The 19,561-nt window shown below is 63.9% G+C and carries 15 protein-coding genes and 3 pseudogenes; 16 read left to right on the forward strand and 2 right to left on the reverse strand.

The window, feature by feature from the left end:
• From WCE35_RS13845 to WCE35_RS13880, 8 genes and pseudogenes are all read left to right on the forward strand, one after another.
• Window positions 1-1,321 (forward strand): efflux RND transporter permease subunit (locus WCE35_RS13845; RefSeq protein WP_424593912.1); only part of this gene is annotated, 1,321 nt, incomplete at its 5' end.
• A gap of 19 nt (window positions 1,322-1,340) precedes the next feature.
• Window positions 1,341-1,955: a TetR/AcrR family transcriptional regulator gene (locus WCE35_RS13850; protein WP_424593913.1), complete on the forward strand. Its 615-nt coding sequence runs from the start codon at window positions 1,341-1,343 to the stop codon at window positions 1,953-1,955.
• Between the two features lie 138 nt (window positions 1,956-2,093).
• A complete protein-coding gene (locus tag WCE35_RS13855; protein WP_424593914.1) occupies window positions 2,094-2,726 on the forward strand; it encodes a flavin reductase family protein in 633 nt (210 codons plus the stop codon).
• Window positions 2,727-3,064: 338 nt separating this feature from the next.
• A pseudogene (locus WCE35_RS13860) lies at window positions 3,065-3,556 on the forward strand (acyl-CoA dehydrogenase domain-containing protein); the annotation flags it as partial.
• The gene (locus tag WCE35_RS13865) at window positions 3,556-4,839 is read left to right on the forward strand and encodes an acetyl-CoA C-acetyltransferase (RefSeq protein WP_424593915.1); all 1,284 of its coding nucleotides are present in this window, start codon (window positions 3,556-3,558) and stop codon (window positions 4,837-4,839) included. The pseudogene WCE35_RS13860 and the gene WCE35_RS13865, both read left to right, overlap by 1 nt.
• A gap of 2 nt (window positions 4,840-4,841) precedes the next feature.
• Window positions 4,842-6,938, forward strand: a complete 2,097-nt coding sequence (locus tag WCE35_RS13870) for a 3-hydroxyacyl-CoA dehydrogenase NAD-binding domain-containing protein (RefSeq protein WP_424593916.1) — start codon at window positions 4,842-4,844, stop codon at window positions 6,936-6,938.
• A gap of 13 nt (window positions 6,939-6,951) precedes the next feature.
• A pseudogene (locus WCE35_RS13875) lies at window positions 6,952-7,110 on the forward strand (acyl-CoA thioesterase); the annotation flags it as partial.
• A gap of 252 nt (window positions 7,111-7,362) precedes the next feature.
• Window positions 7,363-7,545 (forward strand): annotated as a pseudogene (locus WCE35_RS13880) (hypothetical protein); the annotation flags it as partial.
• Window positions 7,546-8,054: 509 nt separating this feature from the next.
• On the opposite strand, the gene WCE35_RS13885 reads toward WCE35_RS13880, so the two are convergent.
• Window positions 8,055-9,215 carry a hypothetical protein gene (locus WCE35_RS13885; RefSeq protein WP_424593917.1) on the reverse strand — a complete coding sequence of 387 codons (1,161 nt, stop codon included), beginning with the start codon at window positions 9,213-9,215 and terminating at the stop codon, window positions 8,055-8,057.
• Window positions 9,216-9,553: 338 nt separating this feature from the next.
• Between WCE35_RS13885 and WCE35_RS13890 the strand changes: the two genes are divergently transcribed.
• Complete coding sequence (locus WCE35_RS13890) at window positions 9,554-10,384, forward strand: DeoR/GlpR family DNA-binding transcription regulator (RefSeq protein WP_424593925.1); 831 nt, start codon at window positions 9,554-9,556, stop codon at window positions 10,382-10,384.
• A gap of 18 nt (window positions 10,385-10,402) precedes the next feature.
• Here WCE35_RS13890 and WCE35_RS13895 read toward each other — a convergent pair whose 3' ends face one another.
• On the reverse strand, window positions 10,403-11,338 hold the full coding sequence (locus WCE35_RS13895) for an ABC transporter substrate-binding protein (protein ID WP_424593918.1): 936 nt from the start codon (window positions 11,336-11,338) through the stop codon (window positions 10,403-10,405).
• A gap of 286 nt (window positions 11,339-11,624) precedes the next feature.
• Between WCE35_RS13895 and glpD the strand changes: the two genes are divergently transcribed.
• From glpD to WCE35_RS13930, 7 genes are all read left to right on the forward strand, one after another.
• A complete protein-coding gene (glpD, locus tag WCE35_RS13900) occupies window positions 11,625-13,169 on the forward strand; it encodes a glycerol-3-phosphate dehydrogenase (protein ID WP_424593919.1) in 1,545 nt (514 codons plus the stop codon).
• Window positions 13,166-14,245, forward strand: coding sequence for an ABC transporter ATP-binding protein (locus WCE35_RS13905; protein WP_424593920.1), 1,080 nt, complete (start codon window positions 13,166-13,168; stop codon window positions 14,243-14,245). The genes glpD and WCE35_RS13905 overlap by 4 nt, the downstream gene beginning before the upstream one ends.
• 12 nt (window positions 14,246-14,257) lie before the next feature.
• Window positions 14,258-15,343 carry an ABC transporter ATP-binding protein gene (locus WCE35_RS13910; RefSeq protein ID WP_424593921.1) on the forward strand — a complete coding sequence of 362 codons (1,086 nt, stop codon included), beginning with the start codon at window positions 14,258-14,260 and terminating at the stop codon, window positions 15,341-15,343.
• The gene (locus WCE35_RS13915) at window positions 15,343-16,245 is read left to right on the forward strand and encodes a carbohydrate ABC transporter permease (protein ID WP_424593922.1); all 903 of its coding nucleotides are present in this window, start codon (window positions 15,343-15,345) and stop codon (window positions 16,243-16,245) included. The genes WCE35_RS13910 and WCE35_RS13915 overlap by 1 nt, the downstream gene beginning before the upstream one ends.
• A complete protein-coding gene (locus WCE35_RS13920; RefSeq protein ID WP_424593923.1) occupies window positions 16,245-17,051 on the forward strand; it encodes a carbohydrate ABC transporter permease in 807 nt (268 codons plus the stop codon). The genes WCE35_RS13915 and WCE35_RS13920 overlap by 1 nt, the downstream gene beginning before the upstream one ends.
• A gap of 112 nt (window positions 17,052-17,163) precedes the next feature.
• Window positions 17,164-17,490 (forward strand): DUF2160 domain-containing protein, encoded by a 327-nt coding sequence (locus tag WCE35_RS13925; RefSeq protein WP_424593924.1) that lies wholly within the window; start codon window positions 17,164-17,166, stop codon window positions 17,488-17,490.
• A gap of 127 nt (window positions 17,491-17,617) precedes the next feature.
• Window positions 17,618-19,357 (forward strand): ABC transporter substrate-binding protein, encoded by a 1,740-nt coding sequence (locus WCE35_RS13930; protein ID WP_424593926.1) that lies wholly within the window; start codon window positions 17,618-17,620, stop codon window positions 19,355-19,357.
• The last annotated feature ends 204 nt before the right edge of the window (window positions 19,358-19,561 follow it).

The following is a 19,561-nucleotide window of genomic DNA, read 5'->3' on the forward strand; positions in this document are numbered from 1 at the left end:
GCTCGGCCTCAATCCGCAACTGCCGAACGAGGCCTTTGCCGAGATCGTCATCGTCTCCAGGGACGTCGAGGCGCGCGAGCGGATCAAGGCGCGGATCGAAAAAGCGGCCGCCGACGGCATGCTGAACCAGGCCCGCGTGCGCGTCGACCGCTTCAATTTCGGCCCGCCGGTCGGCTTCCCGGTCCAGTTCCGCGTCATTGGCCCCGACGCCGGGACCGTGCGCGAGATCGCCTACAAGGTGCGCGACGTCGTTCGCCAAAACCCCAACGTCAGGGATCCGCAGCTCGACTGGAACGAGCAGTCGCCCTACCTGAAGCTGGTGGTGGATCAGGACCGCGCCCGCGCGCTCGGCCTGACCCCGCAGGACGTCTCGCAGGCGCTCGCCATGCTGATCTCGGGCGCGCAGGTGACGACCATCCGGGACGGCATCGAGAAGGTCGGCGTCATCGCCCGCGCGGTGGCCTCGGAGCGGCTCGATCTCGGCCGCGTCGGCGATCTCACCATCACCTCGCGCAACGGCGTCGCGGTGCCGCTGCAGCAGGTCGCCAGGATCGAATACGCCCACGAGGAACCGATCATGTGGCGGCGCAACCGCGACATGGCAATCACCGTGCGCGGCGACGTCGTCGACGGCGTGCAGGCGCCCGACGTCACCAACCAGATCTGGCCGAAGCTGCAGGAAATCCGCGATCATCTCGAGCCGGCCTACCGGATCGAGGCGGGTGGCGCGTTCGAGGAATCCGCCAAAGGCAACGCGTCGATCTTCATCCTGTTTCCGCTGATGGTGATCATCATGCTGACGCTCCTGATGATCCAGTTGCAGAGTTTTTCGCGGCTGTTGCTGGTGTTCCTGACGGCGCCGCTCGGCATCGTCGGCGCCTCGCTCGGGCTGAACGTCGCCAACCAGCCGTTCGGCTTCGTGGCCTTGCTCGGACTGATCGCGCTGGCCGGCATGATCATGCGCAACGCGGTGATCCTGGTCGACCAGATCGAGACCGATGTCTCCCACGGCCTGACGCGGAAGGAGGCGATCGTCGAGGCCACCGTCCGGCGCGCCCGTCCGGTGGTGCTGACGGCGCTCGCCGCGATCCTGGCGATGGTTCCGCTGTCGCGCTCCGCGTTCTGGGGCCCGATGGCGATCACCATCATGGGCGGTTTGTTTGTTGCAACCTTCCTGACCTTGCTGTACCTGCCGGGGCTCTACGCGCTCTGGTTCCGCAAGAGCCTGGAGGAAAGCGGCCCGACCGCGCAACCCGTCTCTGCGCCGCAACATGAGCCGGAGGCGCAGCTCGCATTTCCGCTTGCTGAGGCCGCGGAATAATTGGACATTGAGAACTGCGATGGCGCTGATTTCGGAACATGTCGAACCCGACACGAGGGAACGGATTCTCGTGGTGGCGGAGCGTCTGTTCCGCCAGATCGGCTACCAGAAGACCACGGTTGCCGACATCGCCAAAGAACTGCGCATGAGTCCGGCCAACGTCTATCGCTTCTTCGATTCGAAGAAGGCGATCCACGAGAGCGTCGCGCGCGGCCTGATGGACGAAGTCGAGATCGCCGCGAACGCCATCGCGGCGCGGCGGGATCCGGCCGCCACCCGCCTGCGCGAACTCATGGTAACCGTCCACCGCATGAATTCGGAGCGCTATGTCGGCGATGCCAAATTGCATGAGATGGTCGCCATCGCGATGGAGGAAAGCTGGGAGGTCTGCGCGGCCCATATGGAGCGCATCACCGCCACCATCGGCCAGGTGATTGCGGAAGGCGCGGCATCCGGCGAATTCGAGGCGGCCGAGGTGCCGGTGGCGGCGATGTGCGCCTTCACGGCCATGATGCGGTTCTTCCACCCGCAGATGATCGCGCAATGCGCCAACAAGCCGGGGCCGGCGATCAATGAAATGATCGACTTCGTGCTCGCGGGGCTTGCGCCGAGGGCGAGAGCGGCGGCCGGTTAGGCGGTCGAGTTTTTGTGCGTCATTGCGAGCGAAGCGAAGCAATCCACCGGCGCCGCATACGCAATATGGATTGCTTCGTCACTTCGCTCCTCGCAATGACGGTGAAAGTGTCATCGAATTTGCAAGGAAGCTACCGGAATGGACGCCGCCAGCCCGAAAGACCTGCACTATTACGAGCCGCGCCACGGCCACGGCCTGAGGCATGATCCGTTCAACGCCATCATCGCCCCGCGTCCGATCGGCTGGATTTCATCCCGGGACAGCAAGGGCCATATCAATCTGGCGCCCTACAGTTTCTTCAACGGCTTCAACTACCATCCGCCGATCATCGGCTTCTCCTCCACGTCCTGGAAGGACAGCGTCGCCAACATCCAGGACACCGGCGAGTTCGTCTGGAATCTCGCCACCATGGATCTGGCGCAGCAGATGAACGCGACCGCGGCTCACGTCGCCCACGACGTCAGCGAATTCAAGATCGCCGGATTGACCGCGGCGCCGGGCAGGCTCGTCAACGTGCCGCGGGTCGCGGAAAGTCCGGTGTCGTTCGAATGCAAGCTGACGCAGATCATCCAGTTGCAGGGCGCCAACGGCGAGAAGGTGCAGGGCTGGCTGACCTTGGGCGAGGTCGTCGCCGTCCATATCGACAAGGCGATGATCAAGGATGGCGTCTACCAGACCGCGCTCGCCCGCCCGATCGTGCGCGCCGGCCGGCGCGGCGATTATTTCGAGATCAAACCGGAAAACATGTTCGAGATGGCAAGGCCGGACTGATCCTTCTTCTCCCTCGCCCCGCTCTTGCGGGGAGAGGGAGAAGGGTGCCCTCGACGCGCTTTTCGGAACTGAGGCCGGATTCTGCCGTTGTCAAACGGCGCTCCCACCCGCGTCAATTTCGCCTTACTTTCAAAGCGAAGTGTTCACCCGGATCCTGCACTTTGCGCTAAAGTGGCCATCTCGCCGCCGACCATGAGGATCTCGCCATGACCTCCTTTCGCCGCGATTTCATCACCAGACCGATCTTCTCCTGGTCCCGCGGCGTATTGCCTGCCATGTCGGACACCGAGCGCGAGGCGCTGGAGGCCGGCGATGTCTGGTGGGACGCCGACCTCTTTACCAGGACCATCGAGAACCGTTTTGCGGAAATCCTCGGCAATCTGCCGAACCGGTTTGTCGCTGCTGTCCTGAAATTCCTGGTCCAGCCTTTTGGCGCACGCGTGCGCGGGCCGTCCGACGTGGTCGTCCATCATTGCGCGCAGCTCGTGCTGGCGCCGTCGGCGGCGCGCGACCGGCTGACGCCTGATCTTGCCGATGTCGATGACGACGGAGGCGTGGCGCGGCTGGAGAAGGCGTTCCTGCTTGTCACCGCGACTGAGGATATTGCCAGGAAGATGCACGCCGCGCGGCTGCACGATCTGAACGAGGCAGTGAAGAAGGGCGTCATCACCCAAGGCGAAGCCGACAAGCTTGCAGCCGCGCAGGAGGCGGTTGCGAAGGTGATTGAAGTCGATGACTTCGCGCCGGAAGCGCTTTCGCCGATTTACAAGAAACCCGCCGAAGTGCATCAGTTCGTTCAGGAGTTTGGCGAGCAGAGGGCGGCGAGCTGATGGCGCGGTCGGTTTTCATTGTCGACGGCAGCCGGACGCCGTTTCTGAAAGCGCGCTCCGGTCCCGGCCCGTTCACCCCGGTCGATCTCGCCGTGCAGTGCGGCCGGCCTTTACTGGCCCGGCAACCCTTTGCGCCCACCGCCTTCGATCAGGTGATCCTCGGCTGCGTCAACGTCATTGCCGATGAGATGAACCCGGCGCGCGTCGCCGTGCTCCGGCTCGGCATGGGCGAAAAGATGGTCGCCTTCACCGTGCAGATCAATTGCGGTTCCGGCATGCAGTCGATCGACACCGGCTATCGCTACATCCGCGAGGGCGTCTCCGACCTGATCCTTGCCGGCGGCTCGGAAGCGCTGAGCCATGCGCCGCTGGTCTGGCCGCAGCAGGGCGTGCGCTGGTTCGCCGGCCTCGCCGGCGCCAAGGGCATCGGCGCCAGGATCATTGCCGCATCAAGAATCCGGCCGCGGTTCTTGAAGCCGATCATCGGCCTGGAGCGCGGGCTGACCGATCCCATCACCGAACTCAACATGGGCCAGACGGCGGAGGTGGTCGGCCACCTCTTTGGCATCACCCGCGCGCAGTCTGATGCCTACGCCGCCGAAAGCCACAAGCGGCTCGCCAACGCCCAGTCTCAGGGCTGGCTGAAGGGCGAGGTCGAAACCGCGTTCTCGCGCGACGGCAAATTTTATGAGCACGACGACGGCGTGCGGCCGGATTCCTCGCCGGAGACGCTGGCGAAATTGCAGCCGGTGTTCGAGCGCCCCTGGGGCCAGGTCACCGCCGGCAATTCCTCGCAGATCACCGACGGCGCGTCCTGGGTGATTTTGGCGTCGGAAGCGGCCGTCGCCAGGCACGGCCTGACGCCGAAGGCGGTCATCCTTGACAGCCAGTGGTCGGCGCTCGATCCCGGCATCATGGGTCTCGGCCCGGTGCTGTCGGCGACCGCGCTGTTGAAGCGCAACGGGTTGACGCTGCAAGACATCGAGACCTGGGAGTTGAACGAGGCCTTTGCGACGCAGGTGCTGGGCTGCCTCGCCGCCTGGAACGACGAAAAGTTCTGCCGCGGGATTCTGGGCCTCGAAGGCGCCGCCGGCCAGATCGACCGGTCAAAACTCAATGTCGATGGCGGTGCGATCAGCCTTGGCCATCCTGTTGGCACCAGCGGCAACCGCATCGTGCTGCATCTCGTCAATGCGATGAAGCGGCTCGGCACCAGACGCGGCGTCGCCACCGAATGCATCGGCGGCGGGCAGGGCGGCGCGATGTTGATAGAGACGGTGTGATCATGGATTCAGAGATCATGGACGTTCTCGGCGATCGCGTGCTCGAGCTTGGACCAAAGCCCGACGCCGGCGGGCCGTACAGGAACTTCAAGCTGACCCGGGATGCCGACGGGATCGCCTGGCTGCTGTTCGACCGTGACGGCAGTAGCGCCAACACGCTGTCGGCCGACCTGCTCGAGGAACTCGACGCGGTATTGGCGGCGCTGGAAAGCCGGCGGCCGACCGGGCTCGCCATTCGCTCCGCCAAGAAATCCGGTTTTATCGCCGGCGCCGACGTCAACGAGTTCCGCGGCGCCAGCGATCCGCGCACCGTCGAGACGGCGATCGGCCGCGCCCATGCGGTGATCGACCGCCTGGCGGCGCTGCGGGTTCCCACCGTTGCCGTGATCCACGGCTTCTGCCTCGGCGGCGGCCTCGAGGTCGCGCTGGCCTGCCAGTCGCGCATCGCGATCGACGATGCGCGTTTCGGCTTTCCCGAGGTAATGCTCGGCCTTCACCCCGGCCTCGGCGGCACCATGCGCTTCACGCAACGCGTCAATCCGATGCAGGCGATGACCTTGATGCTGACTGGCCGGACCATCGACGCGCGCCGGGCAAAATCGCTGGGGCTGGTCGATGCCGTGACGCAGGAACGGCACGTCCGCAACGCGGTGAAGGACGCGGTGTTCGGCCGACTGAAGCGCGCCACGCCCGGGCTGCTCACGACCGTCTTGAATCTCGGCCCCGTCAGGGGCTTCCTGGCCTCGCGCATGCGCCGCGAGGTCGAAAAAGCCGCGCCGCACGAACATTATCCGGCGCCCTACGCGCTGATCGACCTCTGGGAAAAGCATGGCGGCGACAAGCTCGCGATGCTGAGCGCCGAGAAGGCGTCGTTCGCCAATCTGATGGTGACGCCGACGGCGCAGAACCTGATCCGGGTGTTTTTTCTGCGCGAGCAGATGAAGAAGCTCGCCGGCAGCGGCAACAGGATCGAACATGTTCACGTCATCGGTGCCGGCGCGATGGGCGGCGACATCGCGGCCTGGTGCGCCAGCCAGGACATGCGGGTGACGCTGGCAGACATGAAGGCCGAGCCGATCGCCGGCGCGATCAGGCGCGCCGCCGAGCTGTTCGGCAAGATCGTGCGCAAGCGCACCGATCTGCGTGACGCGCTCGACCGGTTGATCCCCGACATGGACGGCGAGGGCGTGCGCAATGCCGATCTCGTCATCGAGGCGGTGCCGGAAAAGCTCGAACTGAAGCAGAAGGTTTATGCCGGGCTGGAGCCACGGATGAAGGCCGGCGCGATCCTCGCCACCAACACCTCCAGCATCCCCTTGCAGGATCTGCGCACCACGCTGCAACGGCCCGAACGGCTGCTCGGGCTGCACTTCTTCAATCCGGTGTCGCGGCTGCAGCTTGTCGAGGTCGTCAGCCATGACGGGTCGGATCCGCAACTGTTGAAGGAAGCGCTGGCCTTTGTCGGCGCCATCGACCGGCTGCCGCTGCCGGTCAGGAGTTCGCCGGGCTTTCTCGTCAACCGCGCCCTGACGCCCTACATGCTGGAGGCGATGGTGATGCTGGACCAGCAGATCGACAAGGTCGTCATCGACGCGGCGGCGAAGAAATTCGGCATGCCGATGGGCCCGATCGAACTCGCCGATCAGGTCGGCCTCGATATCTGCCTCGACGTCGGCGACATGCTGCGCTCGAAATTTGGCGACTTGCTGCCGCCGACGCCGGCCTGGCTGCGCGAGAAGGTCGCCAAAGGCGAACTCGGCCGCAAGACCGGCAAGGGTTTTTACGCATGGAAGGACGGCAGGGCCGACACCGCCGCCGTGGCGCCGTCGACCAGCGAGCCGGCACAGGAAATGATCGACCGGCTGATCCTGCCGATGTCGAATGTCTGCGTCGCAGCCTTGCGCGAGGGCATCGTCGACAATGCCGACATGGTCGACGGCGCCATGATCTTCGGCACCGGCTATGCGCCGTTCCGCGGCGGCCCGCTGAATTACGCGCGCACCCGCGGCGCCGATAACGTGGTGTCGGCGTTGCGGGCGCTCGCGGAAAAATTCGGCGGGCGCTTTGCACCCGATGCCGGCTGGGAGAGTTTTCGGTGACCGACACCCATGGGTCGGCCGGACCTCCGTCACCGTCCATCTCGAAGCCTGGGTGCTGCGCCGCAGCGAGACGCGTTCGATCCTGGTCACCGACGGCAATTTCTATGTCTCGATCGATGATCACGGCCACCCGCGGGCGATCAAGGGGGATGGCGCGGCCAGTGCGGCGTAACGGCTTTCGTGATGGCCGACTTGCCCGCCTTCGCTAAAGCTTCGGCGGACCAACACTGGAAAGCCCGGCAAAGCCTTGGCGTAGCCGGGTTCCGGCCGCACTTTCTTTGTCGCTTCAGGACGAAAGCAAGGCGTGGACCACCGGGACAGGCCCGGTGATGGCCGTCCTTGTCGCGCCATCATTATTCAATTGGCCCGAGGAACCTTCAGGCACGCGCGCGGTTGTATCCCCCGAATCAATCGAGGATGGGCCATGCCGGACACCTACATCATCGAAGTCGGTTCGCAGGCTGCGGGCATCGTCGTGCGCAATCCCGAAGGCTTTCGCTTCTTCGCGGCGACCCGTCGGTTCAACCGGCTGGAAGGCCGGCTGTTCCGCAGTGCGCGCGAGGCCGAGCGCGCGGCCGCCCGTCTCGCCGGTGACGTGCTGCCGATGGCGTCGCAGCCCGGCGTCAAAGAGAGGCATGGCGACGGCGAAATTGCCGCCGAAATCCACGCGCATGTCATCGTGGCGAAGGTCGAAGCTGATCCTTCTTAGGCGCAGGGAGACCGCCCTGCGCACGACGCGCAAACGTCTAACTCCGTAAATCTACTGAGTGACAGCCCCGCTGGCTGACGCACCGTTTACCTTCGGTGGCATCTGCAGGGATGGTTCACGGATTTGCAACGCACGCGGGCTTTGCCGCCGGCACAATGGCCAATGCTGCAACAGCCTCGCCAGCCGACCGCGCCGGTTCTTCGGAAAACCGGCACGGCAACGATTCCGCCGCGTCGTCCGCTCATGCCGCCGAATTGGCGCTCAATGCCTTCATGAGCATGGGCCGGGCCGTCGCGATCGTCGGGCCTGATGGGAAGCTGCTTCAGCCCAATCTTTCTCCAGGACGAAGGCGCTTCGGATCGCAGCGTCCGTCTGGCTCATTTCGACCTCGGCGATCCGGCCACCAATCAGGTCTGGCCGACCAGCCTCTTGCAAAAGGCGGCGCCGTCGCTGATCGCATCGCGTCCTTTCCAGGCCAGATAGGTCAGGCGACCGGCCAGCAAATACTGGCTTCGCAAGTTGCGTGACTTCAGGACATGGTCGACGTCATCGGGAAACCGGTTCGCCTCGGCGTCCACCATGGCCGCGATCGCATCCATGATATTGCGCAGCCGCGTGCCCCATTCGGATTCCTCGAGTTCGCGGATGCGAACCTGCAGCGCATATTCGGTGTTGTAGATGTCAACGAGGATATCGCGAGCGACGACGACGCGGTTGTTCTTCAGGGCAATGCGCAATGCCTGACGTTTGTCGTCAATCCGGTCCAGCACCATCGAGACTGCGATCGCATAGGGCGTGGCGGCGACATCGGCCGCGCGCTTGCTGCGCGCGGCTTTGGTGGCGAGACGGATCAACTGCCAGGGCGTCTTGAGGCGTCCTTCGACCAGTGCCAGTGCGAAGGGCAGCGCGTCGGCGTTGTTTTTCCGGAACGCGTCCAGCTGTGCCGCTATCTTTCCGACCAGCGCGCCGTCAAATTTCGAGATCCTTGCCGGCAGCGCCTCGCCGAACTTGGCCAGCGCCTCGCGCGCGCGCAACGCGCCCATGACCTTGGTCAGGTCGCCATAGGCCGAAGGTGATGCGGTGTAGGCCGCGAGTTTGCTGCGTGCCCGCCCGGCGCCCTCGGGCGTTCCCAGGATTCCCTCAAGCGACTTTGTCACCTTGGTCTGGAAGGTGGCGGCGGCTTGCTGCGCTTGGCGCTGCTTGTCGGCGGCGATCAAGCCCTTCATTTGCTCGTTGTAGTCGCTTGCCATGATCGGCAGCAAGTCGCGGCCGATCCATTCCCAGATCGGGCCAAGCGAGCCGCGCGCGATTCTCCCGAAATTGGCATGCTCCGGCGCACTATCGACCAGCAGAGGCTCCAGCGGCGCGAAAAAGTACAGGGACGGACTGGGGGCGCCCGGCGTCAAACCATCCTTGCTCAATTCGGTGCGCAGCCTGGCCTGGATGTCGGCCGAGCCCGGCATTTCGACGCCGCACAATTCCAGCCGCTCCAGCTCGGCGAGCAGGCAGCTCCGCGTCAGCGGGCTCAACCGCTGCAGGAATTCCCAGATCCGTTCGACCTGCATCATGGAAAATTTTCCGCGCTTTGCCCGGTGAAACGGTACCGCTTCCCCGGCGGGCGCAGGCAAGGGAAGCACGAAACCGTTGGACTTCAATTAAGAAGGGCAAATGATACCGGTGAACGGCGGTTTACCGGTGCGAACGGGCATGTCGCCTCGCCGGCGCAACGCGCTTTTTTGCAAATTGTTAACCATGACATCGTGAAGAGCCGGCCCGTTGCCGCCGCCGTCCGAGGTGGCGGAAATTCGCCGCTCGTCAATGCGACCGCCCTCGCGGCCGATCTGCCGCGTTGACCGGCGCGCCGAACCGCCGCACCATGAGGCGCTATCGCCTCAAGGGTGCCGCCGTGGCCGGACTGTCGCATCGCCAGACCGAAATCCTCAACATCGCCCGCGCCTTTGGCCGGGTGATGGTGGAGGACCTCGCAAAACGTTTCGAGGTCTCGGCGCAGACCATCCGCAAGGACCTCAACGATCTCTGCGACCAGCGCTCGCTGACGCGCATCCATGGCGGCGCCATCATCGCCTCAGGGGTCGAGAACCTCGCCTATGAGGCGCGGCGTTTCGTGGCGGCGGAGGAGAAGAAGGCGATCGGGGCGGCGGCGGCGGCGCGGATCCCGAACGGCTGCTCGCTGTTCATCAACATCGGCACCACCACGGAAGAAGTCGCGAGCGCGCTGACCTCGCATGAGGATCTGCTCGTCATCACCAACAACCTCAATGTCGCGATGCTGCTGTACCGCCATCCGCGCATCGAGGTGATCGTGGCCGGCGGCGCCGTCCGCCGCGCCGACGGCGCCGTGGTCGGCTCGACCGCGACGCAACTGATCGGCCAGTTCAAGGTCGATTACGCCATCATCGGCGCGTCCGCGATCGACGAGGAGGGCGCGCTATTGGATTTCGACTATCGTGAAGTCCAGGCGGCGCAGGCGATCATTGCCAACGCGCGCAGCGTCATGCTGGTGGCTGACAGCACGAAATTGCGGCGTAGCGCCCCGGTCCGCATCGCCCATATCAGCCAGATCCAGACGTTCGTCACCGACGCCGAACTGCCGGCCGGGCTCGCCAACATCTGCCATACGCGCGGCATCGAGGTGGTCGCGGCGATGGACAAGTCTTCCGCCGATATCGATGAAAGCGGCATCGAGACCTCTTCCACCGTGGCTCGACTGCGCTAGAACCAGAACTACTCGATTTTATTCGATCACTTCATTGGCGAGCGCGAGCAGCGTTGGCGATAGATCGAGGCCGAGCGATTTCGCGGTCTTGAGGTTTATCACGAACTCAAATTTGGTGGACTGCATGACCGGAAGATCGGCCGGCTTCTCGCCCTTGACGATCCGTGCGGCGTAGTTGCCGACCTGTCGATAGGCGTCGGTGATGCTGGCTCCGTAACTCATCAGGCCGCCGGCCAAAACAGGCTGCCGCTGGGCATAGCTCGCCGGCAGCCTGTGGTGAGCCGCCAGTGCGACGATACGATCCCGATGGGAGTTCAGGAACGCGCCGGTGCCGACCAGCAACGCACCAGCCCCGCGTCGGGCGAAGGTTGCGAAGGCGATCTCGATGTCGCGGTCGCTGCTGGCATCGAACATGACGATTTGCTGTCCGATGGCACGTGCTGCGGTCTGCACATCTTTTCGTTCGGCTTCGGTGTCAGCCGCGTTGGGATACACAAGCACGGCAATTGTTGTCGCCTTGGGAGCCAGTTGGTGCAGCAAGTCCAGTCGCTTCGCCCCCAACACGCCGGCGAAGAAAACCACGCCCGTGACGTTGCCGCCCGGTCGGTTCAGGCTGGGGACGAGGCCATCCCTGACCGGGTCGCCCCCGTCCGCGAAGATGATCGGCACCGTCGTGGTGGCGGCCTTGGCCGCGAGCGCGGAAACGTTGTTCCCGACGATCACATCCACCGGCCAGTGGATCAATTCAGCCGCCAGAACTGGCAACCGGCCAAGATCGCTGTCCGCAGAACGGTACTCGACCGCGATATTCTGGCCTTCAACGAAGCCTGCATCCTTCAAGCCCTGCCGGAACGCCGCTACGACGTGCATCGCGTCTGCGAAGGGGGTGCTGCGCAGGAATCCCACCACGGGCATCGCGGGCTGCTGCGCGCGCGCCACGAGCGGCCACGCCATCGCGGTCCCCCCAACAGCTCTAATGAAGTCGCGTCGTTGCATATGTGCCTGGGACATTCTTGCGCTTAACATAGACCAGCAATTTGATGGCGTGTCGTGTCTCGACAGCACAAGCCACCGTCCATTATCTGGCTCGATGTAGTCCGCATCGATTCGAGCCGACTGCGAGCCGATGATCTCTGCCATTGGTTCCTCTTTTCAGTTGCTTTCGCTTTTGTTTGTGATTTAATTAAATTCGAAAGCAAAATCGCCGAACTGAACAGGCGATCGCCGGGGGAAGCGTCTGTTGGACCGGATTTACGACCTCGCTATCGTTGGAGGCGGCGTCAATGGTTGCGGCATCGCGCGCGATGCGGCGGGCCGGGGCAATACTGTTTTCCTATGTGAAATGAATGACTTGGCCAGCGGAACGTCGTCCTGGTCGACCAAGCTCGTGCATGGCGGCCTGCGCTATCTCGAATATTACGAGTTCCGCCTGGTCCGCGAAGCCCTGATCGAGCGCGAAATCCTTTGGCAAATCGCGCCGCACATCATCCGCCCGCTGCGTTTCGTTTTGCCGCACCACGCGGGCCTGCGCCCGGCCTGGCTGCTGCGGCTTGGGCTGTTCCTGTACGATCACATCGGCGGCCGGAATCTGCTGCCGCCGACCCGCTCGGTCGACCTCGTTCATGACGAGGTCGGAAAGCCCCTGATCGCCAACCGCTACACCAAAGGTTTTGAGTATTCCGACTGCTTTGTCGATGACGCCCGCCTTGTGGTGCTCACGGCGCGGGACGCCGCCGATCGCGGCGCCGAAATCCGCACGCGCGCGCGTGCTGTCGAAATCAGGCAGGCCGACGGCATCTGGCAGGTCACGGTCGAGGACGCCTGGAGCGGATCGCGCAACACCATCCGGGCGCGCGCGCTGGTCAATGCCGGCGGACCCTGGGTCGAGAACGTGCTGGCGTTGGGCGCAGGCGTCAACGCGCGGGCCAAAGTGCGGCTGGTGCAGGGCTCGCACATCGTGGTGCGCAAGCTTTACGCGCACGATCGCGCCTACATGTTCCAGAACAGCGATGGCCGCATCATCTTCGTCATTCCCTATCAGGACGATTTCACGCTGATCGGCACCACCGATCGCGATTACGATGGCGACCCGGCGGAAGTGAAAGCCTCGACTGAGGAGATACAGTATCTCTGCGCGTCCGCCAGCGAGTATCTGGCCAAGCCGGTCAGGCCGGAGGATGTGGTCTGGACCTATTCCGGCGTCCGCCCGCTGTATGACGATGGCGCCAGCGAAGCCAAGGCCGCCACCCGCGACTATGTGTTCGAGCTCGATACGCCCGGCGGCGCGCCGCTGCTGTCGATCTATGGCGGCAAGATCACCACCTACCGCCGCCTCGCCGAAGAGGCACTGGAACGGCTATCGCCTTACTTGCGCAGCGCCAAAGCGCGCGAAGGCTGGACCGGCAAGGCGCCGCTGCCCGGCGGCGACATGGATGTCTCCGCGGTCGCAGCCCTGACCGTGGAACTCACGCGCAAGTACGCGTTTCTTTCGCGGGCGCACGCCAACCGGCTCGCCCATGCCTACGGTACCCGCGCCGGCAAGTGGCTTGGCGCGGCGAAAACGATGTCCGATCTCGGCCAGTCGTTCGGCGCCACCTTGACGGAGAGTGAAGTCAGGTACCTGATGGCGAACGAATGGGCCTGCACCGCCGAAGATGTCGTGTGGCGGCGATCCAAGCTCGGACTGCTGATGTCGGCGGGCGAAATCACCGTCCTCGACGAATGGATGGCCGCCCGTCGCACGTCCGGTGAACGATCCCTGCGCGAAGCGGGAGGACGCGCATGAGCGTCATGCTTGAGAACGTCACGCGAACCGTGCACGGTATCCCGACCATCCGCGATGTCTCGCTGACGCTTGCGCGCGGCACGCTAAGCGTGCTGCTCGGCCCGACACTGTCCGGCAAGACCTCGATCATGCGGCTGCTCGCCGGCCTCGACCGGCCGACATCGGGCCGAGTCCTGGTCGACGGCAAGGACGTCACCGGGTTCGACGTGCGGCAGCGATCGGTCGCGATGGTCTATCAGCAGTTCATCAATTATCCCTCGCTCACGGTCTATGAGAACATCGCCTCGCCGCTGCGGGTGCAGCGCAAGCCGCGCGACGAGATCGAGAAGCGCGTGCAGGAGGCGGCCAGGCTTCTAAGACTCGAGCCGTATCTGAAGCGCATGCCGCTGCAACTGTCCGGCGGCCAGCAGCAGCGCACCGCGATCGCGCGCGCCTTGGTCAAGGGCGCCGACCTGGTGCTCTTGGACGAGCCGCTGGCCAATCTCGATTACAAGCTGCGCGAGGAACTGCGCACCGAGCTGCCGCGCATTTTCGAGGCCTCCGGCGCGATCTTCGTCTACGCGACCACCGAGCCGTCGGAGGCGCTGCTGCTTGGCGGCGACACCGTCTGCATGTGGGAAGGGCGGATCCTGCAGGCCGGCGACACCGCAAAGGTCTATCGCCATCCCGAAACCCTGCGGGTCGCCCAGGTGTTTTCCGATCCGCCGCTCAACATCGTCGGCATCGAGAAGAGAAACGGCTTTGTGCAATATGCCGGCGGAATCCAGGCGCCGGCGTCGGGCCTCTATTCCGCTCTCGCCGACGGCCCGTACCGTGTCGGCTTCCGGGCCCATCAGCTGGAGCTCGCCAGTGGCGTCGCCGGCCGCCATGCATTTCACGCCACCGTCACCGTGACCGAGATTACCGGCTCCGAAAGTTTCGTGCACCTCAACCGCGATGCGTCCAACTGGGTCGCGGTGCTGCACGGCGTGCACGAATTCGAGCCGGGGCACATGCTCGATGCCGTGCTCGATCCCGACAATGTCTTCGTGTTCGACGCGGCCGACCGTCTGGTCGCAGCCCCCGGCGCGATGTGAGGGAGATGCCGCATGGCCCGCATTGACCTCGTCGACCTCGCACACTCCTACGGCGGCAACTATGCCGATCCCGAATCATTCGCGCTGAAGCCAGTAACGATGACCTGGCGGCAGGGCGGCGCCTATGCGCTGCTCGGGCCGTCCGGCTGCGGCAAGACCACGCTGTTGAACCTGATTTCAGGTATCGTGACGCCCTCGCGCGGAAAAATCCTGTTCGACGGCACCGATATCACACCGCTGTCAACCCAGAAGCGCAATATCGCGCAGGTGTTCCAGTTTCCGGTGATCTACGACACCATGACGGTCGGCCAGAACCTCGCATTCCCCCTGAAGAACCGCGGCGTGGCGCCGGCCGAGGTCGATGCCCGCGTCAGGGAGATCGCCGATCTGCTCGACCTCACGCCCTACCTCAACCGCAAGGCGACGCGGCTGACCGCGGATGCCAAGCAGAAGATTTCGCTCGGCCGCGGGCTGGTGCGTTCCGACGTCGCGGCAGTCTTGTTCGACGAGCCGCTGACGGTGATCGATCCCGAACTGAAATGGCAATTGCGCTCCAAGCTGAAGGCGCTGCACCGCGACCTCGACCTGACGATGATCTATGTCACCCACGACCAGACCGAGGCGCTGACCTTCGCCGATACCGTCGTGGTCATGCATGACGGCCGTGTGGTGCAGAGCGGCACCCCGGCGGAATTGTTCGACAAGCCGGCGCACACCTTCGTCGGCTATTTCATCGGCTCGCCCGGCATGAACATCGTGCCGGCGGAGGTCAGCGGCCGCGAGGCCCGGGTCAGCGGCCATGCCATCGCGCTGAACCGCAGCTATGACCGCCTGCCGGCCGGGGCGATGATCGAACTCGGCGTGCGTCCCGAATTCGTCGATGTGGCGCCGCCGGCGCCGGGTCTGCTCTCGGCCACCATCGAACGCATCGACGATCTCGGCCGCATCCGCTTCGCGCGCGTTCGCATCGGCGATGCCAAATTCGCCGCAAGGGTGCCGCCGGGATTTTCGGTACCCGACAACACCGCCGGACTGATCTTCGATCCCGGCCACGTTCACGTCTATGCCGACAGCCGTTTGGTCGAGGGAGCGGCCTGATGGACAAGACCATCAACCAAAAGGCCTGGTTCCTGGTGCTGCCGGTGTTTCTGGTGGTCGCGTTCTCCGCCATCCTGCCGCTGATGACGGTGGTGAACTATTCGATGCAGGACACTTTCGGCAACAACCAGTTCTTCTGGAATGGCGTCGCCTGGTTCAAGGAATTGCTCGATCCCTCCACCGATCTCGGCGGGCGGTTTTTGGCCTCGCTGGGGCGCAACCTGTTCTTCTCCGCGGTGATTCTCGCGATCGAAGTGCCGCTCGGGATCGTGGTGGCGCTGTCGATGCCGCGCGCCGGCTGGACGGTGGCGGCCTGCCTCGTAATCCTGGCGCTGCCGCTGCTGATTCCCTGGAACGTGGTCGGCACCATCTGGCAGATCTTTGGGCGGCCCGACATCGGCCTGTTGGGCTACACGCTCAATGGCCTCGGCATCAATTACAACTACGTCTCCAACGATTTCGACGCCTGGGCTACCGTCATCGTGATGGACGTCTGGCACTGGACCAGCCTGGTCGCGTTGTTGTGCTACGCCGGACTGAAGTCGATTCCCGACGCCTATTATCAGGCGGCGCAGATCGACGGCGCCTCGCGCTGGGCGGTGTTCACCGCCATCCAGTTGCCCAAGATGAATCGCGTGCTGTTGATCGCGGTGCTGCTGCGCTTCATGGACAGTTTCATGATTTATACCGAGCCGTTCGTGGTGACCGGTGGCGGCCCGGGCAACTCGACCACGTTCGTCTCGATCGAGCTGGTCAAGATCGCGCTCGGGCAGTTCGATCTCGGCAAGGCCGCCGCGCTGTCGCTGGTCTACAATCTGATCATCCTGATCGTGTGCTGGATATTCTACACCGTGATGACCAACGCCGGCGCCGAGCGCGCGCCAAGAGAGGGAGTCGCGTGATGCATTCGATTCCCGGCCGGCGTGTCATCATCTCGGCATTCCTGATCTTCCTGCTGCTGCCGATCTACTGGCTCGTCAATATGAGCTTCAAGACCAACACCGAGATCGTCACCACCATGACGCTGTGGCCGCACCAGCCGACCATCGCCAACTATATGCGCATCTTCACCGACGAGAGCTGGTATTCCGGCTACATCAATTCGCTGAAATATGTGCTGATCAACACCGTGATCTCGATCTCGGTGGCGCTGCCGGCGGCTTACGCATTCTCGCGCTACCGCTTCCTCGGCGACAAGCATCTGTTCTTCTGGCTGTTGTCGAACCGGATGGCGCCGGCCGCGGTCTACGCATTGCCGTTCTTCAATTTGTATTCGGCGATCAACCTGTTCGATACGCCCTGGGCGGTCGCGCTGGCGCACTGCATCTTCAACGTGCCGCTGGCGGTGTGGATCCTGGAAGGGTTCGTGTCCGGCGTGCCGCGCGAGATCGACGAAACCGCGTTCCTCGACGGCTATTCGTTCCCGCGCTTCTTCATCAAGATCCTGGTGCCATTGATCGCAAGCGGCATCGGCGTCGCGGCGTTCTTCTGCTTCATGTTCTCCTGGGTCGAATTGTTGCTGGCGCGCACGCTGACCTCGGTCAGCGCCAAGCCGATCTCGGCCATCATGACGCGCACGGTTTCGGCCGCCGGCATGGATTGGGGGCTATTGGCCGCGGCCGGCGTGCTGACCATCATCCCCGGCGCCATGGTGATCTGGTTCGTCCGCAACTACATCGCGCGCGGCTTTGCGCTCGGCAGGGTGTAGCCATGGTCAGTCACGCACAGCAGATCGGCTTCTTCTCCTTCTTCACCTCGCCCCGCTTGCGGGGAGAGGTCGGATCGCATCGGAGATGCGATCCGGGTGGTGGGAGATAGGCATGGAAAACATCGCATGGATGGCCTGGACGCTGCCGACCGCGATTTTCTTCGTGCTGCTGGCGCTGACCCTCGGGGCGATGACCTGGCTCGCGGTTGCCTATCCCGAAGCCGAGCGCGTCGGCGTGCTGCGCATTCCGACCACGCGCGGCGATCGCCTGTTCATTTCGCTGGTGCTGACCGCCGTGATCCATCTGGTTTGGATCGGCTTCGTCGGCACCGATCCGCTTCTGACGCTTCCGATCGGGGAGGGCGTTGAAATATCGAGCCTGTGGCTCGCTACACTGATTTCGCTTGTTTCGGCCGTTGCGATCTTCCGCACCGTCTGACGAGCGAAAAAGAGCAGATCCGGGGTCAACCCGGGCCTGGGTTTTGTTTGTCGCTGCAACCGGAGGAACCAACATGCGACGCTTTAGAGGAAGGAATGGTCGATTGACCAAGGATAGTTATCTCGCCATGACCAGCGCGGCCGCGCTGATCGCGGCCTCTGTCACCATGGCGGCGCCGGCGTTTGCCGACGATGCCACCGCGCAGAAGTGGATCGACAGCGAATTTCAGCCCTCGACGCTGTCGAAGGCCGACCAGTTGAAGGAGCTGCAGTGGTTCGAAAAGGCAGCCCAACCGTTCAAGGGCATGGAAATCAATGTGGTGTCGGAAACCATCACGACGCACGAATATGAATCCAAGACCCTGGCGAAGGCCTTTACCGAGATCACCGGCATCAAGGTCAAGCACGACATCATCCAGGAAGGTGACGTGGTCGAGAAGCTGCAGACCCAGATGCAGTCCGGCAAGAACGTGTATGACGGCTGGATCAACGACTCCGACCTGATCGGCACGCACTTCCGCTACAACCAGACCGTGATCCTGTCGGACTATATGACGGGCGAGGGCAAGGACGTCACCGACCCCATGCTCGACGTCAATGACTTCATCGGAAAATCCTTCACGACGGCGCCGGACGGCAAGCTCTATCAGTTGCCCGACCAGCAGTTCGCGAACCTGTATTGGTTCCGCTACGACTGGTTTTCCAATCCCGAATACAAGGCCAAGTTCAAGGCCAAGTATGGCTACGATCTCGGCGTTCCCGTGAACTGGTCGGCCTATGAGGACATCGCCGAGTTCTTCACCAACGACATCAAGGAGATCAACGGCGTCCGGGTCTATGGCCACATGGACTACGGCAAGAAGGATCCCTCGCTCGGCTGGCGCTTCACCGACGCCTGGCTGTCGATGGCCGGCAACGGCGACAAGGGCATCCCGAACGGCCTGCCGGTCGACGAATGGGGCATCCGGATGGAAGGCTGCCGTCCGGTCGGTTCAAGCGTCGAGCGCGGCGGCGACACCAACGGCCCGGCGGCGGTCTATTCGATCGCCAAATATCTCGACTGGATGAAGAAGTATGCCCCGCCGCAGGCGCAAGGCATGACCTTCTCCGAATCGGGACCGGTGCCGGCGCAAGGTGCGATCGCGCAGCAAATCTTCTGGTACACGGCTTTCACCGCCGACATGGTGAAGCCGGGTATTGCCGTCATGAACGCCGATGGCACGCCGAAATGGCGCATGGCGCCGTCGCCGCATGGCGCGTACTGGAAGGATGGCATGAAGCTCGGCTATCAGGACGCCGGCTCCGCGACGCTCCTGAAGTCCACGCCGCCGGATCGCCGCAAGGCAGCCTGGCTCTATCTGCAGTTCATCAACTCCAAGACGGTGTCCTTGAAGAAGAGCCATGTCGGTCTCACCTTCATCCGCGAGTCCGACATCTGGGACAAGTCGTTCACCGAGCGTGCGCCGAAGCTCGGCGGCCTGATCGAGTTCTACCGCTCGCCGGCGCGCGTGCAGTGGACCCCGACCGGCAACAACGTGCCTGACTATCCGAAGCTTGCGCAATTGTGGTGGCAGAACATCGGCGATGCGTCGTCCGGTTCGAAGACGCCGCAGGCGGCGATGGACGCGCTGGCCGCGGCCCAGGACTCGGTGCTGGAACGTCTTGAGAAGTCCGGCGTGCAGGGCGCCTGCGGGCCAAAGCTGAACAAGAAGGAGACGGCCGAATACTGGTTCGCCAAGGCCGAGAAGGACAAGACCATCGCGCCGCAGCGCAAGCTGGCAAACGAGAAGCCGAAGGGCGAAACCGTCGACTACGACGCGCTGATCAAGTCGTGGCCGGCCACCCCGCCGAAGCGGGCTTCGAACTGAGGGCAGGCGTGTCCCGGACGCGGCGCAGCGTGTAACGCTGCGCCGCAGAGCCGGGACTCACCAGCAGCAGGATGGACCCCGGATCAGCCGCGCACCGTTACACGCTGCGCCACCTCCGGGGAACGCAAACAACGAAGGCCGGGAGCGATCCCGGCCTTTTTTTCCTCTTCGTCATTGCGAGCGAAGCGAAGCAATCCATTACGC

Source organism: Bradyrhizobium sp., from assembly GCF_049691595.1.
GTDB lineage: Bacteria > Pseudomonadota > Alphaproteobacteria > Rhizobiales > Xanthobacteraceae > Bradyrhizobium.

What these genes read in the sequence shown, in the direction of transcription:
- WCE35_RS13855 (WP_424593914.1), top strand. Translation starts at nt 2,094, where the DNA reads ATGGACGCCGCCAGCCCGAAAGACCTGCACTATTACGAGCCGCGCCAC.
- WCE35_RS13925 (WP_424593924.1), top strand. Translation starts at nt 17,164, where the DNA reads ATGGAAAACATCGCATGGATGGCCTGGACGCTGCCGACCGCGATTTTC.
- WCE35_RS13870 (WP_424593916.1), top strand. Translation starts at nt 4,842, where the DNA reads ATGGATTCAGAGATCATGGACGTTCTCGGCGATCGCGTGCTCGAGCTT.
- WCE35_RS13895 (WP_424593918.1), bottom strand. Translation starts at nt 11,338, where the DNA reads ATGGCGTGGCCGCTCGTGGCGCGCGCGCAGCAGCCCGCGATGCCCGTG.
- WCE35_RS13905 (WP_424593920.1), top strand. Translation starts at nt 13,166, where the DNA reads ATGAGCGTCATGCTTGAGAACGTCACGCGAACCGTGCACGGTATCCCG.
- WCE35_RS13885 (WP_424593917.1), bottom strand. Translation starts at nt 9,215, where the DNA reads ATGATGCAGGTCGAACGGATCTGGGAATTCCTGCAGCGGTTGAGCCCG.
- WCE35_RS13915 (WP_424593922.1), top strand. Translation starts at nt 15,343, where the DNA reads ATGGACAAGACCATCAACCAAAAGGCCTGGTTCCTGGTGCTGCCGGTG.
- WCE35_RS13920 (WP_424593923.1), top strand. Translation starts at nt 16,245, where the DNA reads ATGCATTCGATTCCCGGCCGGCGTGTCATCATCTCGGCATTCCTGATC.
- WCE35_RS13850 (WP_424593913.1), top strand. Translation starts at nt 1,341, where the DNA reads ATGGCGCTGATTTCGGAACATGTCGAACCCGACACGAGGGAACGGATT.
- WCE35_RS13865 (WP_424593915.1), top strand. Translation starts at nt 3,556, where the DNA reads ATGGCGCGGTCGGTTTTCATTGTCGACGGCAGCCGGACGCCGTTTCTG.
- WCE35_RS13910 (WP_424593921.1), top strand. Translation starts at nt 14,258, where the DNA reads ATGGCCCGCATTGACCTCGTCGACCTCGCACACTCCTACGGCGGCAAC.
- WCE35_RS13930 (WP_424593926.1), top strand. Translation starts at nt 17,618, where the DNA reads ATGACCAGCGCGGCCGCGCTGATCGCGGCCTCTGTCACCATGGCGGCG.